Raw genomic sequence first — 24,117 nt, 5'->3', positions numbered from 1 at the left:
CGGAGGTCGGGCCATAGCGGTCCAACTGTTACGGTTTATTCTTCGCCAAAAATCGCCCGCAGATTGTCCTCCCGCAAGCCGCCGGCCATCCCGAAGCGGTTGTAGAAATCGATGAGGGTGTCCTTATCCTCCTGGGTCAGGACAAATTCCATCACGACATCCTCTTTGCTGCCGGTGGTATACATCTGCCGGATATCCGGCATGCCTCTCAGCCGGCCGTGGATCTCCTCATCCCGATGCTCTGCCAGGCTTTGGAGCATGGTCAGGCTGTCCCGGGTCAGAGGGGAGGTAACGGAGCTGCGCGCTCCCTCACTGAGCGCCAGGTCCATCATACTGGGGGCCGTCTCCAGCGTATGGGTCACACCGGCGATGTCCAGCTCCGCCTCATAAAAGAGCGGACTGGTCCCTTCTTCCGGATAGCAGCAGAAGATAAACGCCATATAGTCCCCGTCCTGCAGCGATTCCACCATGGGATACACCCTGACCGTTCCCACCGGCTGCTCGTCGTTGGCCGTCTGTAAATAGGAAGTCGGCCACACGATGGCGCCTGACACCATGGTGTCATCCACCTTTACGCTCTGCTGCTCCGCCGTGATGCCTTCGATCCCCTGGAACACCGAAAGATCGAAGCTCTCGGTAGCCCAGGCCGGCACGGAAGCAGCCGCCGCAATGGCTGCCGCCAGCATAACAGACGCAAGTTTCTTTTTTGTTTTCATGACAGTTCCTTCCTCACAGGCACTCTCAGAAAGGTGCGGTGACGTCGGCGGCACCCGCCTGGGCCCACACCGAGCGGTCGGCGCGGCGGACAGCTTTCAGCACATACCGGCCGCTGCCCATGGCATAGATGGCCGCTGTGATGGCTGCCACCACTTCAGGAGGGATGCCGGCCTCCACCTGGGGCGCGGACGCCGCGGCGGGAGCAGCCGGCGCAGCCGGGGCTGCGGGCATCGACTCAGGCAGCGGGGCGGTGGGGGCGGAAAAATCGGAGCGGGCTTTGGAGCTGCCGCGGCCGCGCAGCACCACAAAGGCAATGAGCAGCGCTGCCAGAATCACCAAGATCATGATCGTATTGGTATCCATGTTCATCCTCCTGTTGCAGCCCAAATTGGGCCGGTCATCTTATTTATTTCCCATTATACCCGGTTTTTTGGCGGATTTCAACAGCCTTTTCTCACCGGCGGCCGATCCGCGGGGTCGCGTCGGTGAAGCCGACCTCCAGCTTGTCGCCCATCGAAAGGCTCATGGCGGTGCCCAGGGCCACGCAGTTGACCGGATCGGGGGAAACGTACACATCCACCTTCAGCTCCTGGCTGAGGTACTCGGGCAGGCCGTGCAGCTGCGCGCCGCCGCCCGTCAGCATGACGCCGTTCTTATAGATGTCGCCGGCCAGCTCGGGGGGCGTCTTTTCCAGCACCTGGTGGGCCGCGGTGCCGATCTGCTCACTGAGCATCATGACCGGCTCATACAGGTCGCTGGTGGACACATTGACCCGCACCGGCAGCCCGGTCAGCAGGCTGCGGCCCTTGATCTCCATCGTCTCGTCAAAGTCGGTCTTCTGGGGGCAGCAGGCCACCCGCTTTTTCAGTTCCTCGGCGGTGCGCTGGCCGATGGCGATGTTGAACTTGGCCCGCACGTGCTTGAGGATCTCGTCGTCGTAGTGGTTGCCCGCCACCCGCACGCTTGTGGCCTTGACCTTGCCGCCCAGACTGAGGACCGCGATATCGGTGGTGCCGCCGCCGATGTCAATGATCATCCGGCCGTCGGGGACGGTGATATCCAGCCCCGAACCCAGGGCTGCCGCGATGGGCTCGTCGATCAGGTAGACCTGACGGGCGCCCGCCGCCACCACGGCTTCCACCACCGCGTCGCTCTCGATGCCGGTAATGGCCGCCGGCACGCACACCGCCACGCGGGGCTTGACCATGTGGGAGCTGTACACCTCATTGACAAAGCGGCAGATCAGCTCCCGGGTCATGGTGTGGTCGCTGATGACCCCGTCCTTCAGCGGGAAGGTGGCCGAAATGTAGTTGGGCGTGCGGCCCACCATGGCCAGGGCCTTGTCCCCTACCTCCAGCACCGTCTTTTTGCGGGTATCCACCGCCACCACGCTGGGCTGGTTGAGCACCACGCCCTTGCCCTCCTGCGCGATGATGATGGTGGTCGTGCCCAGATCAATCCCGATATCGTTCTGTGCCATAATGCTGCATCCTTTCTCGCCGCAGGCGGCAGGCCCCGGCTGTCCTCTATGATATAAAGGCCCTGCGGGGCCGTAAAAATCCAGTTTTCAGTATACCATATCCCGCCCGAAAAGTACAGCGGAAAAGCCGCCGGCCTTCACGGGCCTTTTGGGGCCAGACGCTGCTGCAGCAGGGCCGCCAGACCGCTGTACCGCAGGTTTTGGCGGACATTGGCCATCATGGCGGCCACCGTGTCCCGGCGGCCCGCCACCACGCACAGCCGGCGGGCCCGGGTGACCCCGGTGTAAAACAGGTTGCGGTAGCACAGCCGGGGCGGCACCCCTGCCGCAGGCAGCACCACCGCCGCAAACTCGCTGCCCTGGCTCTTGTGCACCGTGATGGCGTAGGCGGGTTCCAGCTCGTTCAGGTTCTCGGCGGGATAGACCAGCCGCCGGTCGTCCATATGCACCACCATCGAGCGGCTGCGGGTGTCGATGGACTCTACAATGCCAATGTCGCCGTTGTAAGCCCCTACTCCCTGTTCGCCGCCGTCCCGGCGCCAGATGATCTCATAATTGTTGCGCACCTGCATCACCTTGTCCCCCACCCGGAACACCCGGGAGGCGCTTTGCAGCTGGGCTTTGCCCCTGGCCGGCGGGTTGAGCAGGTCCTGCAGCAGAGGGTTCAGCGCCTGGGTGCCGCAGGGCCCCATCTTGGTGGGGCACAGCACCTGGATATCCCGCACCGGGTCCAGCCCGTAGCTGCGGGGCAGCCGGACCGCCACCAGGTCGCACACCAGCTTCTGGCAGGCTTCCCCGTCCGCCTCCAGGAAAAAGAAATCGTCCTCCCTGCCCCCCTTCTGCAGAGGGCGGCCGCTGACGATGTTATGGGCGTTCTCCACGATCAGGCTGCGCCTGGCCTGGCGGAAGATGTGCTCCAGCCGGACGGTGGGCACCGCCCCCGAGCGGATCACTTCACTGAGGATGTTGCCGGGGCCTACGCTGGGCAGCTGATCGGCATCCCCCACCATGATGATCCGGCAGGCGGGCCGCAGGGCAGCCAGCAGGCTCTGGAACAGCTGCACATCCACCATACTCATCTCATCCAGGATCACCACGTCGCACTTGAGCAGGTTCTTTTCGTTGTGGATGAAGGTGACTACGCCGCCGCTGTAATCCACTTCCAGCAGCCGGTGGATGGTGGAAGCCTTCCGCCCGGTCAGCTCGGACAGCCGTTTGGCAGCCCGGCCGGTGGGGGCGCACAGAGCCACCCGTTCGGCCCGGCTCTCCAGCAGGTTCAGGATGGCCTTGACGGTGGTGGTCTTGCCGGTGCCGGGGCCGCCGGTGAGCACCAGGCAGTTCTCGGTCACCGCCTGGCGGATGGCCTCCCGCTGCTCGGGGGCATAGGCGAACCCCTGGCTCAGCTCCAGGGTCTGGATATCCCGGTCCAGGTGGAGCGCGGCCTGCCGCTCCCGCCCCGCCAGGGCCGCCAGCCGGGCGGCGATGGCTTCCTCGGCAGCCAGCAGATCGGGCAGATAGATGTACTCCGCGCCGCCCAGGCTGCGGGAATCCAGTTCACCGCCGGCCAGGCATCGCTCCAACGCATCGGTCAGCTTATCGGCGGGCTGATGGATGAAGGCCGATGCGGTGGCCACCAGACGCTCCCGGGGCAGGCAGGTATGGCCGTTGCCGGCATTGTGGCGCAGGGTGCGCAGCAAAGCCGCCTCCAGCCGCTGGGGGCAGTCTCCTTCCATCTGGTAATACTGGGCGATGCTGTCCGCATGGCGGAAATCCAGCTGCAAAGGCTCGCCGCACAGCAGGTAGGGATTGGCCGCGATGGCCTGGGCTGCGCCCGGCCCAAAGGTGCGGAACACCTCCATGGCCCGCCGGGGCCCGATCTCGAACTGGGCCAGGTAGGCGATCAGTTCCCGCATCCCGAACATCCGTTTGAACTCCTGCTGGATGCGGTCGGCCTTGTCCGCTGAGATTCCCTTGATCTCGGTCAGGCGGGCGGGCTGGTTGGCGATGACATCCAGGGACGCAGCCCCGAATTTTTCGATGATCTTCTGGGCGGTGGCGGGGCCCACATAGGGCAGAGACCGGCTGGCCAGGAAGGCATACACGGCATCCAGATCCTTGGGCATATCGGTCATGCATTCCACTGCATGGAACTGGCGGCCATAGGTGGCGTGGTTCTCATAGCGGCCCCGGCAGACCACGGCCTGGCCCGGGTGCAGCTCCCCCACCGTACCGCAGACCACCGTCAAGGTACCGCCCCCCGACAGCTCGAACACGGTATAGCCGCTGTCACTGTTTTCAAAAATAATGTCCTCTACGGTGCCTTCCAGCTGCTCCAGCTCCTGCTGCTCCACAGGCGGGCCCTCCCTTCTCGCAAGATCCGGGCGACCCCGGATACGCCCCTTCGGCCGCCTCTGCCGCAGGCCGAAAACGGCACTTGGGCAGGGGCCGGGACGTTTGCAAATATATTTTAAGTATACCCTTTCGGACTGGTTTTGTAAATGGCCTGCACCGGCGCAAAAAAAGCCCCCTCCCGGGCAGGCGGCATGGCGCCGCAGGCCGGAAGGGGGCCGTCTGGATCACAGGGTCAAGCTTTGCGCAGCCGCACCGTGCCGGCGGCAGCGGGATGCTCCAGCCGGGCCATCACAAAATGGTAGGCGGGCAGCAGGAAAGCACAGGCGAACAGCCAGGCCACCGGGCTGGCGATGCACCCGGCCCAATAGCCAAAGACCGGCACCATGGCAAAGCCCACCATGGCCCGGGCGAACATCTCCGCCACGCCGGCAAACATGGCCAGGCCCGAATAACCCAGGCCCTGGATGGAGTAGCGGTAGACGATCAGCACCGCCAGAGGGATGTAGAATACGCTGTTCCAGAACAGGAACTCCCGGGCGTTGGCCATGATGACGCCACCCGCGTCCTGGCTTGTATCCAGGAACATCCCGATGAGCAGGGTATCCACAAAGTGGAGGATCACAAAGGAGGCCACGCTGTACACGCACCCGATGCCCAGCGCCGTCCGCACGCCCTGGCGCACCCGGGGCAGGCTGCCTGCGCCCAGGTTCTGACCGGTGTAGGTGGTCATAGCGGTGCCGATGCTCTCCAGGGGCACCGACAGGATCTGGCCCGCCTTGGAGCCTGCGGTCATGGCAGCCACCGCAGCGCTGCCCAGTCCGTTGACCGCAGCCTGCAGCACGATGCTGCCCACCGCCGTGACGCTGCACTGCAGGCCCATGGGCAGGCCCATCCGGCACAGCTCGGCGCAGTGGGACCGGCTGAGGCGGCCCTCCTCCTTGGACCAGCCCAGCATACGGAAGTTGCGGACCATATAAGCCAGGCTCCACACACCCGCAATGGCCTGGCTGATGACGGTGGCCAGCGCCGCCCCAAACACCCCGGCGTCGAAGGCCAGGATGAAGAAGATATCCAAAAAGATGTTCAGCACGCTGGCCACGATCAGGAAATAGAGGGGCCGGCGGCTGTCCCCCAGCGCCCGCATAAAGGCGCTGGTGACATTATAGAGCAGAGTGAAGGGGATACCGGCAAAAATGGTGCGGATGTAGGCGTCGGCCATATCGATGATATCGGCGGGGGTGTTGGTCAGCACCAGGATGGGCCGGGTGAGGGCCACCGTCACCACCGTCAGCACCGCCGCAAACAGGATGGAGAGCCACACCGAATTGGCGGTGTAGCGTCGCATTCCATCCCCGTCCTTGGCGCCGAAGCACCGGGCCAGAGGGATGGCAAAGCCGCAGGCAATGCCGTTGACAAAGCCCAGCACCAGATAGCTCAGGCCGCCCACGCTGCCCACCGCCGCCAGGGCTTCCACGCCCACAAAGCGGCCCACGATGATGGTGTCGGCCATATTGTAAAACTGCTGGAACAAACTGCCCAGCATCATAGGCACCGCAAACAGCAAAATCAGCTGCAGCGGCCGGCCCTGGGTCATATCCTTGGTCATACGCATCCTCCTTGCCCCGCGCCACAGGCGGGTGCACCCGTTTTTTTGCCGTCAAAAGCGCCCTGCCCCAATCAGGGCAGGACGCTGTTTTTGAACGGAGACATTATAGTGCAGATCGCCCTGATTTGCAAGCGTATTTTTGGACAATCCGCGCGGCGTTCCCCGCTGTAAATCTATCTATTTTCACGAGGGGCACACCATCAGGCCATGGCGTCCGCGCAGGCGGCTGCCACAGCCTCCCGGTAATCGTCGATCTTGATGGTACAGCCCGCCAAAAGGTCGGGGTCCCGGGCATAGCCGTCCTCATCGGTCTGCACCGCCCGCACCTGGCTGGCGGTCATCCCCTCCAGGTGTTCGGCAAAAGCGTCCGCCTGCTGGGCCCAGCTCCTGCCGATGGAGGAGACCTTGTCCAGCGGATAGTCCGCGCCTTTCTGGCGCTTGGTGCGCAGGTCCTCCGGCCAGGTGTTTTTGCCGTCCTCTCCCGAGGCCAGCTGCCCTTCGAACTCGTCCACCACCGCCCGCTGGATGCGGCCCTCCTGGTCCAGCCATACGGCGGCGGCCACCGTGTGCATCTCCCCATCCTCGGCCTTGCTCTGGACGGCCAGGCCGGTGCGCAGGGCCTGCTGTCCCGATGAGGCTCCGCTCGAACTGCTCGTCCCGGTCTGGCCGCATCCGGCCAGCATCACCGCCGCGGCCAGGGCCGCCAGATACTGTCTTGCTCTCATCTTCTCGCTCCTTTGTATGCCCCCGCGGGGGCTTTTGGGCCAGTATACCCGCCCCGGACCGGTTTTATGCGCACAGAAAAGCGCAGATAATCAAAAAGTCCCGTCCAGCCGACATGTGCGGATGGACGGGACACATACAGGGAAATTTGGCGCTGAGAGTGTGCGAGCCGCCTTGCGGCGAGTGCGCGGTTCAGCGCTAAATTTTGTCCCCAGGGACTGCGAAGCTGAGGCGCGTCCCGCGGACGAAACAGCCAAAGCGGAGCAGGGGCAGCGGTCTGCCTTTTGCAAGCCCGCTGCGACGGGCGCAGCAAAAGCAGGGAACCGCAACCACCAGGGGGAAGGAATTTCTGACGCGCGGCTGCGCGCAGAAATGGGTTCCCCCTGGAGCGTGTCGTTTTTCGACACGCTCAAGCGCCGCAAAGCGCTTCTCAAAGCCGTGTTGAAAATTCGTATCACAGCAGGGGGCTGACCAGGCGCAGCACGTCGTCCAGCAGGGTGCCCAGCAGGCTGGTGCGGCAGTCGTCGATGGAGATGCGATGGCTCTGGGCAAAGGCCTTTTCGGCGTCGGCGCGCACCGCCGCCACCTGGCTGCCCCCCATCAGTAGGGTGCCGCATTCAAAGTGGAGGTAAAGGCTGCGGTAATCCATATTGATGCTGCCCACAGTGGCGATGTGGTCATCGCTGACATAGCACTTGGAGTGGATGAACCCCGGGGTGAACTCGTAGATCTTCACCCCCGCCCGCAGCAGGGGCAGGTAGTAGGAGCGGCTCAGCCGGAACACGATGGGCTTATCCGGGATACCGGGCAGCACCAGCCGGACATCCACCCCCCGCTTGGCCGCCAGCTTGAGGGAGTTGAGCAGATCCTCGCCGATGGCCAGATAGGGCGTAAAGATATAGACATACCGCTGGGCCTGGTCGATGATATCCCGGTAGACGCTCTCGGCCAGACGCTCCTCGTCCAGAGGGCTGTCGGCATAGGGCTGCACCACCCCGTCGGTGGGCGCGGTGCAGGTGGGGCGGAAGGGGCTGTAATCCTCCTCCATGGGGCGGAAAGCGTTCCAGAAATTCAGGAACATGACGGTGAAATTCCACACCGCATGGCCTTCCAGCCGGACAGCGGCGTCCTTCCAGTAGCCGAACCGTTCCTCTGCGTTGATATACTCATCCGCAAAGTTGGTGCCCCCGTTGTAGGCCACGTTGCCGTCGATGGAAACGATCTTGCGGTGGTCCCGGTGGTTCATCACCAGCGACACCAGAGGCACCACCGGGTTAAAGGGGATGCAGCGGATGTGGGCCCGTTCCAGCCGGACCACAAAGCCCGAGGGTACGGTGGTCAGACAGCCCATATCGTCATAGATCACCCGCACATCCACACCGGCAGCGGCCTTTTCCCGCAGGATATCCTCCACCGCGTTCCACATCCTGCCGGGGCGGATGATGAAGGTCTCCAGGAAAATGAACCGCTGGGCCTTGCGCAGATCCTCCAGCAGGTGGGGGAACATCTCCTCGCCGCTGGAATAATACTGCACCGAGGTGTTCTGCCAGGCAGGCCAGGGGCCGTACTTTGCAATATAGCTGCTCAGCTGGCGGGTGCGGGAGGGCAGGTCCGCCACCTGGTCCGGGTGCTGGGCCACCAGCCCGCGGTGGCGGCGGTCCACAGCGGCCATCCGGCGGCGCATCCGGCGGGAGGGGCGCTTGTTGCCCCAGAACAGGTACATCAGACCGCCAAACACCGGCGTAATGCCGATCAGGGCCATCCAGGCGATGGTGTAGGCGGGATTTTCATCTTTGCGCACCAGGAACAGGATGATCAGCACGCTGAGCGAAGTCATGACGCCATTCAGCCAGGCCGCGTACTCGGTCAGGCGCAGATAGAGGGAGGCCAGCCACACCAGTTCGATGAGGATGAGCAGAAAGGTAATGGTGATCTTATTGACAAAACGGCTGAAAAATTTGACAATGGGCAGTCTGAACATAGCTTCTCCTTCCCTTGCGGGGCCTGCCGGCCGGCCCCGGGACGCTTTCCTTTTCCGACAGTATACCGCCCCTGTGCGCTTTTTGCAAGCCGCCCTCCCCAAAAAGAGACAAAACCGGCCCGTCTGTACACACAGGCGGGCCGGCCAGACTGTCAAAAAAGTCCTGTCCAGCCGACATGTGCGGATGGACAGGACACATACAGGGAAATTTAGCGCTGAGAGTGTGCGAGGCCGAAAGGCCGAGTGCGCGGTTCAGCGCTAAATTTTGTCCCCAGGGGGATATTAGGGGGAAAGAATTTCTGACCTGCGCAGCAGGCAGAAATGGGTTCCCCCTAAAGCGTGTCGTTTTTCGACACGCTCACCGGCCCGTCTGTACACACAGGCGTGCCGGCCGGGGTCTCTTATTCTTTTACGGGCAGCGCAGGCGCTTTCGCGTCCTCATAGCCCACCAGCAGGCCGCCCAGCTCCGCATAGAAGCTGCACAGCGCCCCGCAGGGGACGATCTCTGCTCTGGCGTTCTGCCACACCGCCTCGATCATCAGCTTGAGGCGGCGGGCGGCATTCTCGTTGTCGCAATGGGCGATCTGCACCGGGCCGCCGGCATAGCCTTTGGCCTTCATCTCCAGAATGATCCGCTCCAGCACGCCGTGCTCGCCGCGGGTCTTGCAGATCAGGTCCAGTTCGCCCTGGGGGCTGGCCTGGCCCAGCACCCGGATCCCCAGCGCCCGGGCCACCACGGCGGCGGTCAGCTTGACCCGGCCGTTGCGGGCGAGATTGTTGAGGGACTCCAGGCTGAACAGCAGGTGGGTATGCTGGCTGTATGCCTCCGCGTCCTGGCAGATCTCATCAAAGGCGGCATCCGTGGCCGCCAGGACCGCCATCCGCCGGGCCAGCAGGCACATCTCGGGCCCGGTGGACAGGCTGTCCAGCACAAAGACGCGGGCCCCGGGGTGATTGTCCTGATATTCTTCGGCGGCCATGCGGGCTGCGTTGTTGCAGCCCGACAGGGTGCCGGTGATGGTCACCACAAAGATCTCGTCCGCCCCCTCATAGGCGGCCAGAAAGTCCCCCACATTGGGGCAGGAGGTCGAACTTTTGCCCTTGTAGCTGCGCAAGGCATGGGCCATGGCAAAAGCATCCGTCTCAGGAGCATCCACATACTCCTGCTCATCGGTAATAATCTTCAGGGGCACACAGGCAAAGTCGATCCCCTGCATCCGGCTCAGATTCGATGAGGAATCCACCACGATCTTCCGTTTCATACATACATCTCTCCATTCTGCAGCCGGCAGAGCCAACCGTAGCTTGATTTGATTTCATCATATCAGGTTTTCAATAACTTGTCAACACAATCAAAAAATCTTAACACAAGTTTTTATTTTCGTTTTCTGTTGACATTTCAACGTTTTGCTGTATACTGAAATCATGAATGCTGAAACGAAACGCCGTGTTGCGGCTTCTGCCGCGGGTTTTGCCCTGCCCCGGTATGACCAGCTGCCGACCATGGGGCTGTATCTGGACCAGACCGTCCAATATGTGAACAGCCATTTCCGCACCTTTGCGGGGATGGAGCTGACCGGCTCGATGGTCAGCAACTACGTCAAAAAGGGCCTTATCACCCACCCGGTGCGCAAGAAGTATATGCGGGACCAGATCGCTTACCTCATGTACATCGTGGCGGTCAAAAACGTGCTGTCGATGGAGAACATCCAGATGCTTTTTGCCATCCAGCAGGAGATCAGTACGGCGGAGAGGGCCTACAACACCTTCTGCGCCGAGTTGGAGTCTGCCATTGGCCAGGTGTTCGGCCTGGATGCCGCCCCGCGCCCCACAGACAGCGACCTGACCGAGGAGCAGTACCTGCTGCGCCGCACCATCATCCCGGCCGCCCACAAGATCTATCTGGACTGCTGGTTCGATGCCCTGCGGCAGGAACAGGCCCTCTGGCCCGACATCCTGGACGACCTGAACTGAAAACAAAAATACCCCGGCATCGCTGCCGGGGCGTTTTTTATATTCAGTCGGCTGCGGCGCAGCGGGCCATGATCTCGCTGGCCAGGGCGTCCATCTGGGCTTCGGTGGAAGCCTTGACCGCGCCGTGGATGCTGACGATGTGCTCGCACAGGGTGATCCCCTTCATGCCGGTGAGGGATGCGGTCATCAGCTTGGCGGCCATGGGAGCCCACATGCCGTTCTCCATCAGGCCCGCGATGCGGTTCTGGAAGTTCTTGGTCTTGAGGTGGGTCAGGAAGGTCTCCATCGGGGGGAACAGGAATCCGTCGTAGGTAGCGCAGGCCAGCACCATCTTGCCGCAGCGGAACGCCTCAGCCACCGCATAGGACACATCGGTGCGGCACAGGTCGATCTCGATGACCTTGGCCCCGGCGGCACGCAGCTTTTCAGCCATGGTACGGGCGGCGGCCAGGGTATGGCCGTGGATGGAAGCCGACGCCACCAGGATCTCGGCGGGCGCCTCGGGCTTGTAGCTGGACCATGTATCGTACAGGTGCAGATAGCCGGTCAGGTCGCCCTTCAGCACGGGGCCGTGCAGGGGGCAGATCTGCGCGATGTCCAGGGCGGCGGCCTTCTTCAGCAGGGCCTGCACCTGGGGGCCGTACTTGCCCACGATGTTCAGGAAGTAGCGGCGGGAATCCTCCACCCAGTTGTCAAAGCTGTCGCCGTCGGCCACCACGCCGAACCGGCCAAAGCCGTCGGCCGAGAAGAGGATCTTCTCGCTGGACTCATAGCTGACCATCACTTCGGGCCAGTGGACCATGGGCGCAAACACAAAGTGCAGGGTGTGGCTGCCCAGCTCCAGGGTATCGCCGTCCTTCACCATCACCTTGCGGCCGGCAGCGATGGCGCCGGGGAAAAAGTTCTCCAGATAGGCAAAGGTCTTGGCGTTGCCCACCACCTGCATGGCGGGATACTTGGCGGCCAGGCGGGCCACATTGGCCGAGTGATCCGGCTCCACATGGGAGACGATCAGATAATCGGGGGCGGCGCCGTCCAGTTCCGCCTCCAGTGCCTCCAGCCAGGCGTCGGTGGCGCGGGCGTCCACCGTATCCAGTACGGCGGTCTTGCTGTCGCGAATCAGGTAGGAGTTGTAGCTGACGCCGGTGGGCACCGGGTACTGGCTCTCAAACAGATCCAGGGTGGTGTCGTTGATGCTGATGCCCAACACAGAATCGGTGACATGGGTCTTGTATACGTTCATGGCGGGTCGTCCTTTCCTTCCATTTTTTCCTATCATTTCCATTTTACTGCAAAGGGCGCCGGGCCGGGGTGGCCGTGACCGGGCCTGCGGCGGCGCCCTGGTTCCTTCGCGGCTGTTATCATACCATATTCATATGGAAAAAGCAATGCCAAAACCGCTCACGGGATAAAAAATCCGCTCATTCTTCCCCGCCGGTCAGGCTGGCCCGGGGCGGCTGGCCGGGAGCCGCGTCCAGCTCCAGCAGGGCGGCGGCGCTGGCGTCGTCCAGAGACTGCACCGAACGCAGTTTGCGGTTGATGGCCCGGGTGCGGGTGCCGATCAGGTCATCCAGCTCCCGGTCGGACTGGCGCAGCCGGTCTTGCAGGCGGGACAGTCCCTTGTCGAACTTCTCAAACTCGGTCTTGACCGCGCCCAGCACCTGCCACACCTCGTTGGAGCGCTTTTGGATGGCCAGCGTCTTGAAGCCCATCTGCAGGCTGTTCAGCAGGGCGGCCATGGTGCTGGGGCCCGCCACATTGACCTGGTAGTCGCGCTGGAGCTTTTCCACCATGCCCAAGTTGACCACTTCGGCATACAGCCCCTCAAAGGGCAGAAACAGGATGCCGAAGTTGGTGGTATAGGGGGGCTCCACATATTTGGTGCGGATGTCTTTGGCCTCGGCGCGGACCACCTGCTCCAGGGCGCGGCGGGCCGCTTCCACGGCCTGGGCGTCCCCCGAGGCATAGGCGTCCTGCAGGTGGGCGTAGGTGTCCCCCGGGAACTTGGAGTCGATGGGCAGCCAGATGTTCTGGCCGTCGGCTCCGGGCAGCCGCACCGCAAATTCCACCCGGTTGGCCGATTCGGGGATGGTGGCCACATTGGTGGCATACTGTTCGGGGGCCAGGATCTCCTCCAGGATGGCGCCCAGCTGGATCTCACCCAGGATGCCCCGGGTCTTGACCCCCGACAGCACCTGTTTGAGGCCGCCCACATCGGCGGCCAGGGTCTGCATCTCACCCAGGCCCTTGTACACCTGCTCCAGCTGATCGCTGACCGTCCGGAAGCTCTCGCTGACCCGTTTTTGCAGGGAATCCTGGAGCTGCTCGTCCACCGTATGGCGGATCTCCTCCAGCTTCCTGGCGCTCTCCGCCCGGACGGCGTCCATCCCCTCGGTCATGGTGCGGCGCATATCCTCCAGCTTCTGGCTGTTGGACAGTTCCAGGGTGCGCAGGCGGCTCTCCAGGGTGCGCTCCATGCTCTGGACCCGGCCCTCCAGGTTTTTCTGCTGGACCCCCTGGCTGTCGGTCATCTGGCGGGCCATACCCTCCACCGCGTCCTTGACCCCCCGGATGGCCGCATAGTTCTGGTCGGCCAGGGCGGCCTGGCTGGCCCGCAGTCTCCGGTCAAAGTCGGCAGCCTGGGCGGCCAGCTGTTCGGACAGCCAGTGTTCCATCTCCTCCCGGGCGTTGTCATCGGGGCGGCGGCTGCGCAGCAGCAGCACCACCAGCAGGATATCGCCCACCACGAGCAGCAGGCAGAGTACAATGCTCATTTCCATCATATACCTTTCCTGGTCAATCCAATTCTTCGTAGCACAGGGTCTCTTTGGTGCTGACCACCTGGTCCCCGTACAGGCCCACGCCGTCGGCCTCCACCTCGCCGGTCTGGTTGTCGTAGGGGTCCGCCCGGAAACCGTACATGGGCGGATCGAAAGGCGCGCCAAAGGCCCGGTTGGCCACCATCCGGCCGGGGTCCAGGCTGCCAAAGTAGTGGCGGCGCAGCTCCTCCTCCCCTGCCCGGGCCATCGAGGCCCCATACGAGCAGTCGGCGTACATCCAGCCCCAGGGCTCGATGTAGAACTTGGCCCAGTCATGGCAGCCGCACTTGCCCGGTCCCACCGCCAGGCCGCTCTGCCATTTGGCGGGGATGCCCGCGATGCGGCAGAGGGTGATGAAGGTCAGGGCCATCACGCCGCAGTCCCCCCGGCGGTCGGCAGCGCAGCAGGTGGGGATGTCCTCCAGCACAAAATAGGCGGGCTGGTAGTGGTAGCGGACGTTCAGGGTGATGTAGTCATAGAAACGCCGGGCCTTTTCCACCGGGCTGGTGACCCCCTGGGTCAGCTGGGCCGCCAGCGCCCGCAGGAAGGGAGTGAACACGATGTGGGGCGGCTCCTCGGCGGTGTCAAAGCTGGGCTGGGTGCTGTCAGGCACCGCGTCCATCGGCTCGATGTAGCGGGCGGTGCTGATGTAGCTGTACCGCGCCGTAAAGAAGCGGTTCTCGGTCAGGTCGGCCTCCCAATAGGCGGTGCGCTGGGGCACGTCGGCCAGGGCAATGAAGGTGGGCTGCACCGACCATTCCTCCAGCCGGATGTCGCTCTGGGCCCGGCAGGCCGCCGGCAGGGGCAGCCAGGCCCGCACATGGACGCTGTCCCGGCCCTCGGCTTTGGCCCTGGCCAGCGCTCGGGCAAAGGCCTGGTCCGACATCCCCACCCCTGTGGCCAGGGTGATGCGCGCACGGGCAGACCCCCGCTGCTTCATCTTTTGGTGCACCGCCTTGCGGCGGGCCAGAGCCTGGCCGTCCCGGGGCGGGGGCGATGCCTGCCGGGCCGCAAAGCTGGGGTCGGTGTCCAGCAGCGTCTCATCGAACCGGTCCAGGTAGTGCTTTTCCCCTTCCACAAAGCGCCAGTCCACCCGGCCGGCCCGCTCCAGGGCCTGCAGCTCCTCCAGAGTGAAATCCGGCACCTTGGCCTGCATTTTAGCCACGGCCTGCTGTTGGTCGTAAGGGTACTCCAGGGGCAGACGGCGCATGATCTCCCGCTGCGCTGTCATCGCTTCCCGCTGGCCGTCCGGCCCGCGGGGGGTGGGGTTGGCGGCCAGACCCGGGCCGTTCTGGGTGGCGGACCAGTCCTCGGCCAGCCGTTCGTCGATCCGGGCGATGGCCTCGGCAAAATACCCTGCGGCCTTGAGTCTGGCGATATCGCCGGGCAGGCCCTCATTCAGGCTGCGGAAGGTTTCATTGAGATCTCGGGGCATAAAATCACCTCTCTTTTGGGATAGGTCACTGCTCTGTCTTACCCGCCTGCGTGCCGTGCAGCCACCGCCTGTTCCCAGAAGGCGGCTGCCTGGTACAGCCAGCCCTCCGCGTCGGTGCCGGTGCCGGTGGCGCTGCCGTGGGGCGCATTGTCAAACACCAGCATCTGGTGCATGACGCCATGGGCCTCCAGGGCCCGATCCAGCGCGGGGCTCTGCAGGGGGAAGAAGATCCCCTTCAGGGTATTGTCATTCCGGCCGTACCATTGGAAGGTGGGCGGGAAATCGGAACTCACTTCCGCCGCCACCTCAATGTTGTAATAGTAGTCCCCCGGCGCCAGGTGGTCCCCCGGCTCCGCCCCGTCGTAGAGGTAAAAGAAGGCGGGTTTGCTGTACATATAATTGATGATGGGGTAGGCCAGCAGCAGCGCCCCGGGCTTGGGCAGGCCGTAATTGCTGTACCCCATCCGGTCGGTGCCAAAGATGGCGCACAGCTGCCCCCCTGCCGAGTGGCCCACCAGAGCATAGTCCTCGGCCTGGACATCGAACCTTTCGGCGTTCTCGGTGATGAACTGCACTGCCCGCACCAGGTCCTTGTAGTTGGCGTTGTCTTTCAGGTCGCGCCCGATGCGGTAGCGCAGGATAAAGGCCCCATAGCCCATCTCGTGCAGCTGGCTGACCGCCCCGCAGGCTTCCTTGACCACCGACGTGCGCTCGAACATATTGCCCGCCAGCACCAGGGCATATTTGGCGCCGGGCTGGGTGGCAGGGAAATAATACAGCTCCACCTCGGCCAGGGAGGGGTCTGCCGCGATCTCCTCGGGGGTATAGATCGGGTAGGTGACCTGCACCCCCTGATTATAGTTGTCGATGATGAGGTTCAGCCCGGCCACGCCGTCCTCCACCGTGGGTCCGATGAACCGGCGCAGCGTCCAGTGGCCGTACATCCAGGGCTGTTCGGGCAGCAAGTCTCCCCTGTCCCATGTATTGACCCCCGAACCCATGATCCCCTCATTGGCCCGCATCTCGGCCACCGTGGTGTCAGGGGTCACATGGGGGGCGCCGGCTGCCTGTGCAGGCATCAGCAGCGCTGCCGCCAGCATCGCCAGGGCCGCGCCGGCACAAAGCCTCTTTTGGATCTTGCCTGTGATCGTCATAAGAAGTACCTTTCTTTCCTGTCATCTCTCCGCCAGCCGGCGGCGCAGTTTCTTCTATTGTACCCTCCAAAGGGCTCCTTGTCAAAACATTTACAAAACCGTCGCATTGTGCTTTGGGGCGAAATCTGCTATACTGTTGCTGTGCCCTTTGATTTTGGTTGCAAAGGAGGAGGTCCTTTTTATGTGGACACGCAAACTTTTAAAGACCAACGCCAAACATGTGCTGAGCCGCAGCTACTGGCAGGTCTTTCTCGCCTGCCTCATCGCTTCCCTGCTGTGCGGCACCATCGAGCTGCGGTACAACGTCGGCTCAAACAGCGCATCCAGCCTGCCCCAGGAAGCCGCCCAGCTGGCCAGCAATCAGGGTTTTCCCTATTCCCTGCTGCTGCCCTATCTTTTCACGCTGGGCACCCTGGCCATCCTTCTGTTCCTCTTTGCGGCGCTGTGCTGGACCATCCTGGTCAGCCCGGCCATCCAGGTGGGACTAAACCGCTACCTGCTGTTCAACCGCACCGCTCCCGCCCGGCTGGGTATGCTGTTTTCCAGCTTTACCTATGGCTATTGGAACACGGTGTGGGTCATGTTCCTGCTCAACCTGAAGATCGTTTTGTGGAGCCTGCTGCTGATCGTTCCCGGCATCGTCAAGTCCTACCAGTACCGTTTCGTCGGCTGGCTGCTGGCTGAAAATCCCGGCATGGACGCCAGCCGCGCCTTTGAGATCAGCACCATGATGACCGACGGCGAAAAGTGGAACATCTTTGTGCTGGATCTGTCCTTCCTGGGATGGAACCTGCTGGGCAGCCTGCTGCTGGGCATCGGCGTCCTGTTTGTGCAGCCCTATACCTCAACCACCAATGCCGAGCTCTACGCAGCCATGCGGGCCAAAGTGATCGCCTCCGGCTATGTCACCGAGGCCGAGCTGCAGGGCGCTCCCATCGATTTCTGATACGAAAGAACGGACGAATTTTCATGGAACAGGAAATGACGATCCGGCCCATGCGGCCAGAGGACTGGCCCCAGGTGGCCGAGATCTATACCCAGGGCATCGCCACCGAACACGCCACCTTCCAGACTGCCTGTCCCCCTTACCGGGCGTGGGACGCCTCCCACATCCGGGAGTGCCGGCTGGTGATCCTGGCCCCCGACGGGGCCATCGCGGGGTGGGCGGTGCTGTCCCGGGTGAATATGCGCTGGTGCTACCGGGGGGTGGCCGAGGTGAGCATCTATGTGGGGGAGCGCTACCGCGGCCACGGCTACGGATACCACCTGCTGACCGCCCTGTGCCGCGAGACCGAGGCCGCCGGCTACTGGACCCTGCAGTCCACCGTCCTCCAGGACAACGAGGCCAGCCGGCGCCTGCACGCCAAATGCGGGTTCCGGGTGGTGGGCCGCCGGGAGCGGATCGCCCGGGACTGTCACGGCCGCTGGCTGGACACCTGGCTGATGGAGCGGCGCTGTGCCGCCGACGAGCCCCCGGGATACATCAAGCTTTAAAGACAAAAAAGCCTGTGCCTTTTAAAGGGCACAGGCTTTTGTTTTGTATGGATGTAAAAGGGGGCTCACACGCAGATGGCCTTCTGACGGTCGCGGTAGAGGGCCTCCAGCACCGCGCAGTATTTGTCGGCGATGCAGACGATGACTGCCTCCCGGCACCGGGGCGCGTGGAGCAAAGTCAGGGGCCACATATGGCTGCGGATGATGTTGCGCACCTTGGGGCTGAGGGAAAAGCACCGCTCGGCGTTCTCTCTGGCCAGCAGCGGGTGGATGAAGCCGTGCATCTTGAAGATGCTGCGCAGCCCGCTGCACAGCTGGAACCGGCCTGCACAGTGCCAGTCGTAGAGATAAAAATCGTGCAGCAGCGCCCCCACCGCCAGCGCCGTCTCATCTGCGCCGAGATGGAACCGCCGGTTGATCCAGAAGCTCACCCGGGCCACGTTCCAGCAATGCTGGTAGGTGGTCACACTGCCGTGCTGGATGTAGTTGTCCATCTCCAGCACACGGGGGTCCTTTTCGTAGGCTTGCAGGATGCCCCGCAGGCAGCTGTGTTCTGTTTCAGACAGGATCATAGGTTTCCTCCCTAAGATAGGCCCCGGGCCGCCGTCAGGAACGCAGCTGCACCGGGGATGAATCCCCAAAATATTCCGCTTGTGAAGGGTTTTCGCGGCGCAGGGTCAGATCCACCACATACTGGACCCCATCCCCCAGCGCCTCCAGGTCGGCCAGCTTGGCCTGGGCCGAGGCCTGGTCCGGATACCATTGCAGCAGGAAGAAGTTTTCGGCTTCCACCCCATAGTACAGCCATGCGCCGTCGGCGCGCAGCAGATCCTCCAGGTGGTCCACATGGTCCCCGTCCAAAAGGCCCAGTCCCTCCTCTGCATAGAGGGTCTCAGGCTCCACCTGCAGTTTCTCGATCACCCGGATCGAGCTGTCCAGATATTCGTCCTGGGGGATGGCCTTGCCCGACTTCTCCCATCCGGTCAGGAAAGCCTGCAGCAGCAGGCCCTTCACCGATATCCTGGGCTGGTCGTCACGGAACGGCATATCTCTCGCTCTCCTTTGCCGTACAGAGCGGATGCCCTCCGCTCCATAGTATACAAAAACAGGTGGCCCGTGTCAATCGGTTTCCACAATCTTTTCATCGTATTTACGAAAAAGTCGCCTTTCCCTTACGGGTGGAAGTCCAGGGTCTCCCCCAGCCACTCGCAGGCCAGTGCAAACCAGTGGGCCGCATGGGGCAGCGGGGTGTTGACCTCGGCGGTGCAGACGCTCAGGCCGTGGACGCCGTGAGGGAACAGATGCGCTTCACAGGGCACCTGGGCCTTGCGCAGGGCGGACACCAGCAGCAGGGTGTTCTCCACCGGCACGGTGCTGTCGTCCATGGTATGCCACACAAAGACCGGGGGCGTGCGGGAGGTGATCTTGTCCTCCAGGCCAAAGGCCAGGTGGCTGGCCTCATCCCGGCTGCCGCTGAGCTGCACGAAGCTGCCCCGATGGGCGCAGGGACCGGCGCTCACCACCGGATAACCCAAAATCAGGGCGTCGGGGCGCTGCTGGCCGGCCGGCAGCGCAGGGTCGGGCAGGTCCAGCACAGCCGAGGACAGCGCCAGGTGCCCCCCTGCCGAAAAACCGCACACCGCGATCTTGTCCGGACAGATGCCCCACTCGGCCGCATGGGCCCGCAGGGCAGCCAGCGCCCCGTTCACCTGGGCCAGGGGGCGGTAATCCCGGGCCTGTTCGCCCACGCTGTAATGCAGCACCGCCGCATGGTAGCCCGCTGCCAAAAAGCGGAGAGCCACCGGGTCCCCTTCCCGGGGGCTGACGTGCTCATAGCCGCCGCCCGGGATCACCAGCACCAAAGGCCGGGTCTGGAACAGGGGCATGGCCTGCTCTGCATCCCGCAGATAGACCGTCAGCCGGCTGCCGCAGGGGTTCAACGTCTCGATCTTCATCTTTTTATCCTCCCATCTATACGACCTGGATGGTCTGCCTGCCCCCTATTGTACCTCACAGCGCCCCGGCTGGAAAGGGGGATTTTTAAACTTTTTATGAAGGAAGCCCCTTCCCTCTTGATTTTCAGGTCAAAACGGTGTATATTAGCACTCGTAAACTATGAGTGCTAGGGTGTATCTGAGAAGTCAAAAATGCTGAGATATTCGCCAAAAAACGCCAGATGCAAGGCGCATGAGCGCTGCACTCCTTTGTGGAATGCAAGCGAATGCAACGCGGCAGATGGGGCTTTTTGGTAGAATAGAACAGCGTTAGGGAGTTTTCAGATACACCCTAACTATCCATACCAGAAAAGAGGTTTTTGCTATGGCAATGCAGCCGTTCCAGGCCGAAAGCAAAAAGCTGATGGACCTGATGATCAATTCGATCTATACCAACAAGGAGATCTTCCTGCGGGAGCTGATCTCCAATGCCTCCGACGCCATCGACAAGCTCTATTTCAAGAGCCTGACCGACACCTCGGTGGGGATGGACCGGGAGGATTTCCGCATCCTGCTGACGCTGGACAAGGACGCCCGCATGCTGACCGTATCGGACAACGGCATCGGCATGACCCGGGAGGAGCTGGAGCAGAACCTGGGCACCATCGCCCACTCGGGCAGCCAGGACTTCAAGGCCGAAAACGTGGATGAGAACATCGACATCATCGGCCAGTTCGGCGTGGGCTTCTACTCCGCCTTTATGGTAGCCGACCGGGTCACCGTCATCTCGAAGGCCTACGGCAGCGACCAGGCCTGGCAGTGGGAGTCCAGCGGGGTGGAAGGCTATGAGATCACCCCCGCCGAAAAAGAGACCGCCGGCACCGATATCATCCTGCACATCAAGCCCAACACCGACACCGACAACTACGACAACTATGTGTCCGAGTACGGCGTGGCCGCCATCGTCAAGAAGTACAGCGACTACATCCGCTACCCCATCCAGATGGAGCGCACCAAGAGCCGCCAGAAGCCCGAACCCGATCCCAAGCCCGAGGACTACAAGCCCGAGTGGGAAGAGTACACCGAACTGGAGACCCTGAACAGCATGGTCCCCATCTGGAAGAAGCAGAAGAGCGAGGTCACCGACGCCGAGTACAACGAGTTCTATAAGAACCGCTTCGGGGATTATGCCGACCCGGCCCGGGTGATCGTCAGCCGCACCGAGGGCACCGCCAACTACAACGCCCTGCTGTTCGTGCCCGGCCACCGGCCCTACGATTTCTACACCAAAGAGTACGAAAAGGGCTTGGCCCTGTATGCCTCGGGCGTTCTGATCATGGACAAGTGCGCCGACCTGCTGCCCGATTACTTCAGCTTTATCAAGGGCGTGGTGGACAGCCAGGACCTGAGCCTCAACATCAGCCGTGAGACCCTCCAGAAGGACAGCCAGCTCAAGCTGATCCACAACGCCCTGGAGAAGAAGATCAAGAACGAACTGAACGCCATGCTGGTCAACGACCGGGAGAAGTACGAAGCCTTCTGGAAAGAGTTCGGCCGCCAGATCAAGTTCGGCGTCTACTCCGACTATGGGATGCACACCGAGCTGCTCCGGGGCCTGCTGCTGTTCTACTCCGCCAAGGAGCAGAAGATGGTCACCCTGCAGGAGTATGTGGACAAGATGCCCGCCGAGCAGAAGTACATCTACTTCGCCGCCGGCGACTCGGCCGACCGGCTGGCCAAGCTGCCCGCCGCCGCCCTGGTGCTGGACAAGGGCTATGATCTGCTGCTGCTGACCGAGGACGTGGACGAGTTCTGCTTCCAGATCATGCACAGCTTCCCCCGCAAGGATGCCGAGGGCAAGGACGGCACCGTGGAGTTCAAGAACATCAACGGCAGCGACCTGGGTCTTGAGACCGACGAGGAGAAGAAAGCCGCCGAGGACGCCACCGCCGAGAACAAGTCCCTGTTCGACGCCATGAAGGCCGCCCTGGAGGGCAAGGTCAAGGAGGTCAAGGTCTCCACCCGGCTGAAGGACCACCCGGTCTGCCTGTCGTCGGAGGGCCCCCTGTCCATTGAGATGGAGAAGGTCCTGTCCCGCCAGCCCGGCAGCGAGGATGTCAAGAGCGACAAGGTGCTGGAGGTCAACGCCAGCCACCCGGTCTTTGCAGCCCTCAAAGCCGCCCAGGAGGCCGGCGACACCGACAAGGTGAACCAGTACAGTCAGATCCTCTACGCCCAGGCCCAGCTGATCGAGGGCCTGCCGGTGGACGACCCTGTCGCCTACGCCGACGCCGTCTGCGCCCTCATGAAATAACAGGAGGGCCGCGCACACCGTCCATCCCGGACAGGATCAAAATTTTTCCTCTCTTATAAGAAAGCCTTAACAAACGAGCCGTGTTCCATTATAATAAAGGGGAACACGGCTTTTTTTGCCGTTTTGTCAGGAGGTTTCGTCACGATGCAGCTGGAGCACAAACACTATTTTGCCCGCATCCCCACCATTTTCCTGTTGGTCCTGCTGGGCACCGTCCCCTGGCTGGCGGTGGTTTTGTTTATCCTGCGGACCATCGACCGGGATGCGGAAAAGAAAGAGCGGAATGCCTTTCAGGAGGGCCGGTCCGCAGGCGCCGCTTTCCGCCCCCAAGAGGCCGGCGCCCCAAAGGCAGCCTACGATTACAGTGTCCACTATACCCCCGACGGCATGACGGCCGACGAACAGCGCAAGTCCCGCCGACGCCAGCAGACCCTGATCAAGTGGTGCACCGTCCTGGGAGGCCTTGTGCTGCTGGCCGGGGTGCTCAGCCTGCCGGAGAGCATCTATTATAGCCTGTGGAACGATGTGTTCTCCAATCTGACCATGATCGTGGGCGGCGGGGGCGCGCTGGCCCTGGGCCTGGTGATCCGCCGGAGCCGCCGCCTGGAGCGCCAGCTGGACAAGGTGGTGGGCGGCCGGGACAACATCCCCCTGGACGAGCTGTTCGCGGCGGCGGGCCTGACCGAAAAAGAGGGCCGCAAGGTGCTGGAAAACGCCATCGACCACGGCTATTTCGGCACGGATGCTTACATCGACAACCGCACCGGCTTTCTGGTGGTGCGGGGCCCGGCCCCCATCCCTGCCCAGCCCGCTCCCGAGCCCCAACCCGATACCGGCGGGGAGACCCAGTACCAGAAACTGTTGCGCCAGCTGCATCAGGCCGGACAGGCCATCACCGACCCCGACATGAAGGGCAAGGCCGACCGGCTGGAGCAGGTCAGCGCACGCATCTTCGCCCTGGCCGAGGCCGACCCGGACAAGGAGGAGCAGCTGCGCAAGTTTACCAGCTACTACCTGCCCACCTCCCTCAAGCTGCTGCACACTTATGCCCAGCTGGACAGCCAGGGGGTGGACGGTGAGAACATCGCCAAAACCAAGCAGAGCATCGAGCGCTCGCTCGACCTGCTGGTCACCGCCTTTGAAAACCAGCTGGACAAGCTGTTCCAGTCGGACGCACTGGACGTGTCGGCGGACATCGCCGCCCTGGAAGGGATGCTGAGCCTGGACGGCCTGTCGGGGCACAGCGACTTCACCTCCAACCCCTCATAAAGGAGAGCCTATGCCGCATATCATCGAGATCAACGACCTGTCCGATCCCGCCCTGGACGTATTTGCACGCCTGACCCAGGCCCAGCTGCGCAGCCGCCTGGAGCCGGAAAAAGGGGTCTTTATTGCCGAGAGCCCCAAGGTCATTGCGCGGGCCCTGGACGCGGGGCTGCTTCCCCTTTCCCTGCTGATGGAACGGCGGAAGATCGAGGGTCCGGCCCAGGAGATCCTGGCCCGCTGCCCGGCTGATACCCCCGTCTACACGGCGGACCGGGATATCCTGACGGCCCTCACCGGCTACCAGCTGACCCGCGGCATACTGGCGGCCTTCCACCGTCCCGCCCTGCCCGGCGTGGAAGTTCTGTGCCGGGACGCCCGCCGGGTGGCGGTGCTGGAAAACATCGTGGATTCCACCAACATCGGGGCCATCTTCCGTTCGGCGGCGGCGCTGCACATCGACGCGGTGCTGGTGACTCCCTCCTGCTGCGACCCCCTGTGCCGCCGGGCGGTGCGGGTGAGCATGGGCACCGTCTTTCAGGTGCCCTGGACCCAGATCGGCGCCGAGCCCGCCGACTGGCCCATTGCCGGCCTGACCCAGCTGAAGGCTCTTGGTTTCAAGACCGCCGCCCTGGCCCTGACCGACCGTTCGGTGTCCATCGACGACCCCGCCCTGATGGCCGAACCCCGGCTGGCCCTGGTGCTGGGCACCGAAGGGGACGGCCTGACCGCCGACACCATCGCCCACTGCGACTACACCGCCAGGATCCCCATGTCCCACGGGGTGGACAGTCTGAACGTAGCGGCCGCCAGCGCCGTGGCCTTCTGGCAGCTCCGGGCGAGGGGGTGAGTTTTTCTGCAAAAGGAGGTT

Annotated in this window: 21 protein-coding genes; 6 read left to right on the top strand and 15 right to left on the bottom strand. The window is 63.0% G+C overall.

What is annotated here, in order from left to right; all coding sequences use genetic code 11:
• Positions 1-35: 35 nt before the first annotated feature.
• The 8 genes from B5G12_RS01075 to B5G12_RS01040 form a co-directional block, all read right to left on the bottom strand.
• A complete protein-coding gene (locus tag B5G12_RS01075; protein WP_144064074.1) occupies positions 36-716 on the bottom strand; it encodes a hypothetical protein in 681 nt (226 codons plus the stop codon).
• A 25-nt stretch (positions 717-741) separates the two neighbouring features.
• A complete protein-coding gene (locus B5G12_RS01070; protein WP_087228071.1) occupies positions 742-1,080 on the bottom strand; it encodes a hypothetical protein in 339 nt (112 codons plus the stop codon).
• A gap of 91 nt (positions 1,081-1,171) precedes the next feature.
• Complete coding sequence (locus tag B5G12_RS01065) at positions 1,172-2,197, bottom strand: rod shape-determining protein (RefSeq protein WP_087228070.1); 1,026 nt, start codon at positions 2,195-2,197, stop codon at positions 1,172-1,174.
• Between the two features lie 137 nt (positions 2,198-2,334).
• A complete protein-coding gene (gene recD2 / locus B5G12_RS01060) occupies positions 2,335-4,548 on the bottom strand; it encodes an SF1B family DNA helicase RecD2 (protein ID WP_087228069.1) in 2,214 nt (737 codons plus the stop codon).
• Between the two features lie 233 nt (positions 4,549-4,781).
• On the bottom strand, positions 4,782-6,155 hold the full coding sequence (locus B5G12_RS01055) for an MATE family efflux transporter (RefSeq protein WP_087322999.1): 1,374 nt from the start codon (positions 6,153-6,155) through the stop codon (positions 4,782-4,784).
• A 200-nt stretch (positions 6,156-6,355) separates the two neighbouring features.
• Positions 6,356-6,880, bottom strand: coding sequence for a lipoprotein (locus tag B5G12_RS01050; protein WP_087322996.1), 525 nt, complete (start codon positions 6,878-6,880; stop codon positions 6,356-6,358).
• A gap of 452 nt (positions 6,881-7,332) precedes the next feature.
• Entirely contained in the window at positions 7,333-8,859 is a 1,527-nt protein-coding gene (gene cls / locus B5G12_RS01045) for a cardiolipin synthase (protein ID WP_087322993.1), read from the bottom strand.
• A 401-nt stretch (positions 8,860-9,260) separates the two neighbouring features.
• On the bottom strand, positions 9,261-10,121 hold the full coding sequence (locus B5G12_RS01040; RefSeq protein ID WP_087322991.1) for a DegV family protein: 861 nt from the start codon (positions 10,119-10,121) through the stop codon (positions 9,261-9,263).
• A 163-nt stretch (positions 10,122-10,284) separates the two neighbouring features.
• Here B5G12_RS01040 and B5G12_RS01035 point away from each other — a divergent pair, with 163 nt between their 5' ends.
• The gene (locus B5G12_RS01035) at positions 10,285-10,833 is read left to right on the top strand and encodes a DUF1836 domain-containing protein (protein WP_087228064.1); all 549 of its coding nucleotides are present in this window, start codon (positions 10,285-10,287) and stop codon (positions 10,831-10,833) included.
• Between the two features lie 43 nt (positions 10,834-10,876).
• On the opposite strand, the gene B5G12_RS01030 is transcribed toward B5G12_RS01035, so the two are convergent.
• The 4 genes from B5G12_RS01030 to B5G12_RS01015 all read right to left on the bottom strand — a co-directional run bounded on the left by B5G12_RS01030 (position 10,877) and on the right by B5G12_RS01015 (position 16,241).
• Positions 10,877-12,076, bottom strand: a complete 1,200-nt coding sequence (locus B5G12_RS01030; protein WP_087322988.1) for an FprA family A-type flavoprotein — start codon at positions 12,074-12,076, stop codon at positions 10,877-10,879.
• 178 nt (positions 12,077-12,254) lie between these two features.
• Entirely contained in the window at positions 12,255-13,616 is a 1,362-nt protein-coding gene (locus tag B5G12_RS01025; protein ID WP_087228062.1) for a DNA recombination protein RmuC, read from the bottom strand.
• 13 nt (positions 13,617-13,629) lie between these two features.
• Positions 13,630-15,087 carry a transglutaminase-like domain-containing protein gene (locus tag B5G12_RS01020; RefSeq protein WP_087322984.1) on the bottom strand — a complete coding sequence of 486 codons (1,458 nt, stop codon included), beginning with the start codon at positions 15,085-15,087 and terminating at the stop codon, positions 13,630-13,632.
• A gap of 38 nt (positions 15,088-15,125) precedes the next feature.
• Entirely contained in the window at positions 15,126-16,241 is a 1,116-nt protein-coding gene (locus B5G12_RS01015; RefSeq protein WP_087322981.1) for an alpha/beta hydrolase, read from the bottom strand.
• 181 nt (positions 16,242-16,422) lie between these two features.
• On the opposite strand from B5G12_RS01015, the gene B5G12_RS14565 reads away from it, so the two are divergent.
• Both B5G12_RS14565 and B5G12_RS01005 read left to right on the top strand, forming a co-directional pair.
• Entirely contained in the window at positions 16,423-17,187 is a 765-nt protein-coding gene (locus B5G12_RS14565) for a DUF975 family protein (RefSeq protein WP_158099662.1), read from the top strand.
• 23 nt (positions 17,188-17,210) lie between these two features.
• Positions 17,211-17,735, top strand: a complete 525-nt coding sequence (locus B5G12_RS01005; protein WP_087322978.1) for a GNAT family N-acetyltransferase — start codon at positions 17,211-17,213, stop codon at positions 17,733-17,735.
• A gap of 65 nt (positions 17,736-17,800) precedes the next feature.
• Here B5G12_RS01005 and B5G12_RS01000 read toward each other — a convergent pair whose 3' ends face one another.
• From B5G12_RS01000 to B5G12_RS00990, 3 genes are all read right to left on the bottom strand, one after another.
• Positions 17,801-18,307 (bottom strand): HD domain-containing protein, encoded by a 507-nt coding sequence (locus B5G12_RS01000; RefSeq protein WP_087322976.1) that lies wholly within the window; start codon positions 18,305-18,307, stop codon positions 17,801-17,803.
• A gap of 34 nt (positions 18,308-18,341) precedes the next feature.
• The gene (locus tag B5G12_RS00995; protein ID WP_087228057.1) at positions 18,342-18,782 is read right to left on the bottom strand and encodes a hypothetical protein; all 441 of its coding nucleotides are present in this window, start codon (positions 18,780-18,782) and stop codon (positions 18,342-18,344) included.
• 125 nt (positions 18,783-18,907) lie between these two features.
• Entirely contained in the window at positions 18,908-19,690 is a 783-nt protein-coding gene (locus B5G12_RS00990; RefSeq protein WP_087322973.1) for an alpha/beta hydrolase, read from the bottom strand.
• Between the two features lie 364 nt (positions 19,691-20,054).
• On the opposite strand from B5G12_RS00990, the gene htpG reads away from it, so the two are divergent.
• The 3 genes from htpG to B5G12_RS00975 all read left to right on the top strand — a co-directional run bounded on the left by htpG (position 20,055) and on the right by B5G12_RS00975 (position 24,096).
• Positions 20,055-21,983 carry a molecular chaperone HtpG gene (gene htpG / locus B5G12_RS00985; protein ID WP_087322970.1) on the top strand — a complete coding sequence of 643 codons (1,929 nt, stop codon included), beginning with the start codon at positions 20,055-20,057 and terminating at the stop codon, positions 21,981-21,983.
• Between the two features lie 144 nt (positions 21,984-22,127).
• A complete protein-coding gene (locus tag B5G12_RS00980; protein ID WP_087322967.1) occupies positions 22,128-23,252 on the top strand; it encodes a 5-bromo-4-chloroindolyl phosphate hydrolysis family protein in 1,125 nt (374 codons plus the stop codon).
• A 10-nt stretch (positions 23,253-23,262) separates the two neighbouring features.
• The gene (locus B5G12_RS00975) at positions 23,263-24,096 is read left to right on the top strand and encodes a TrmH family RNA methyltransferase (protein WP_087322964.1); all 834 of its coding nucleotides are present in this window, start codon (positions 23,263-23,265) and stop codon (positions 24,094-24,096) included.
• The last annotated feature ends 21 nt before the right edge of the window (positions 24,097-24,117 follow it).

Origin of the sequence: Faecalibacterium sp. An58 (assembly GCF_002161515.1) — a bacterium.
In the GTDB taxonomy this organism is placed as follows: Bacteria; Bacillota; Clostridia; order Oscillospirales; family Ruminococcaceae; genus Faecalibacterium; species Faecalibacterium avium.
This window is presented reverse-complemented; position numbering and strand designations above follow the sequence as displayed.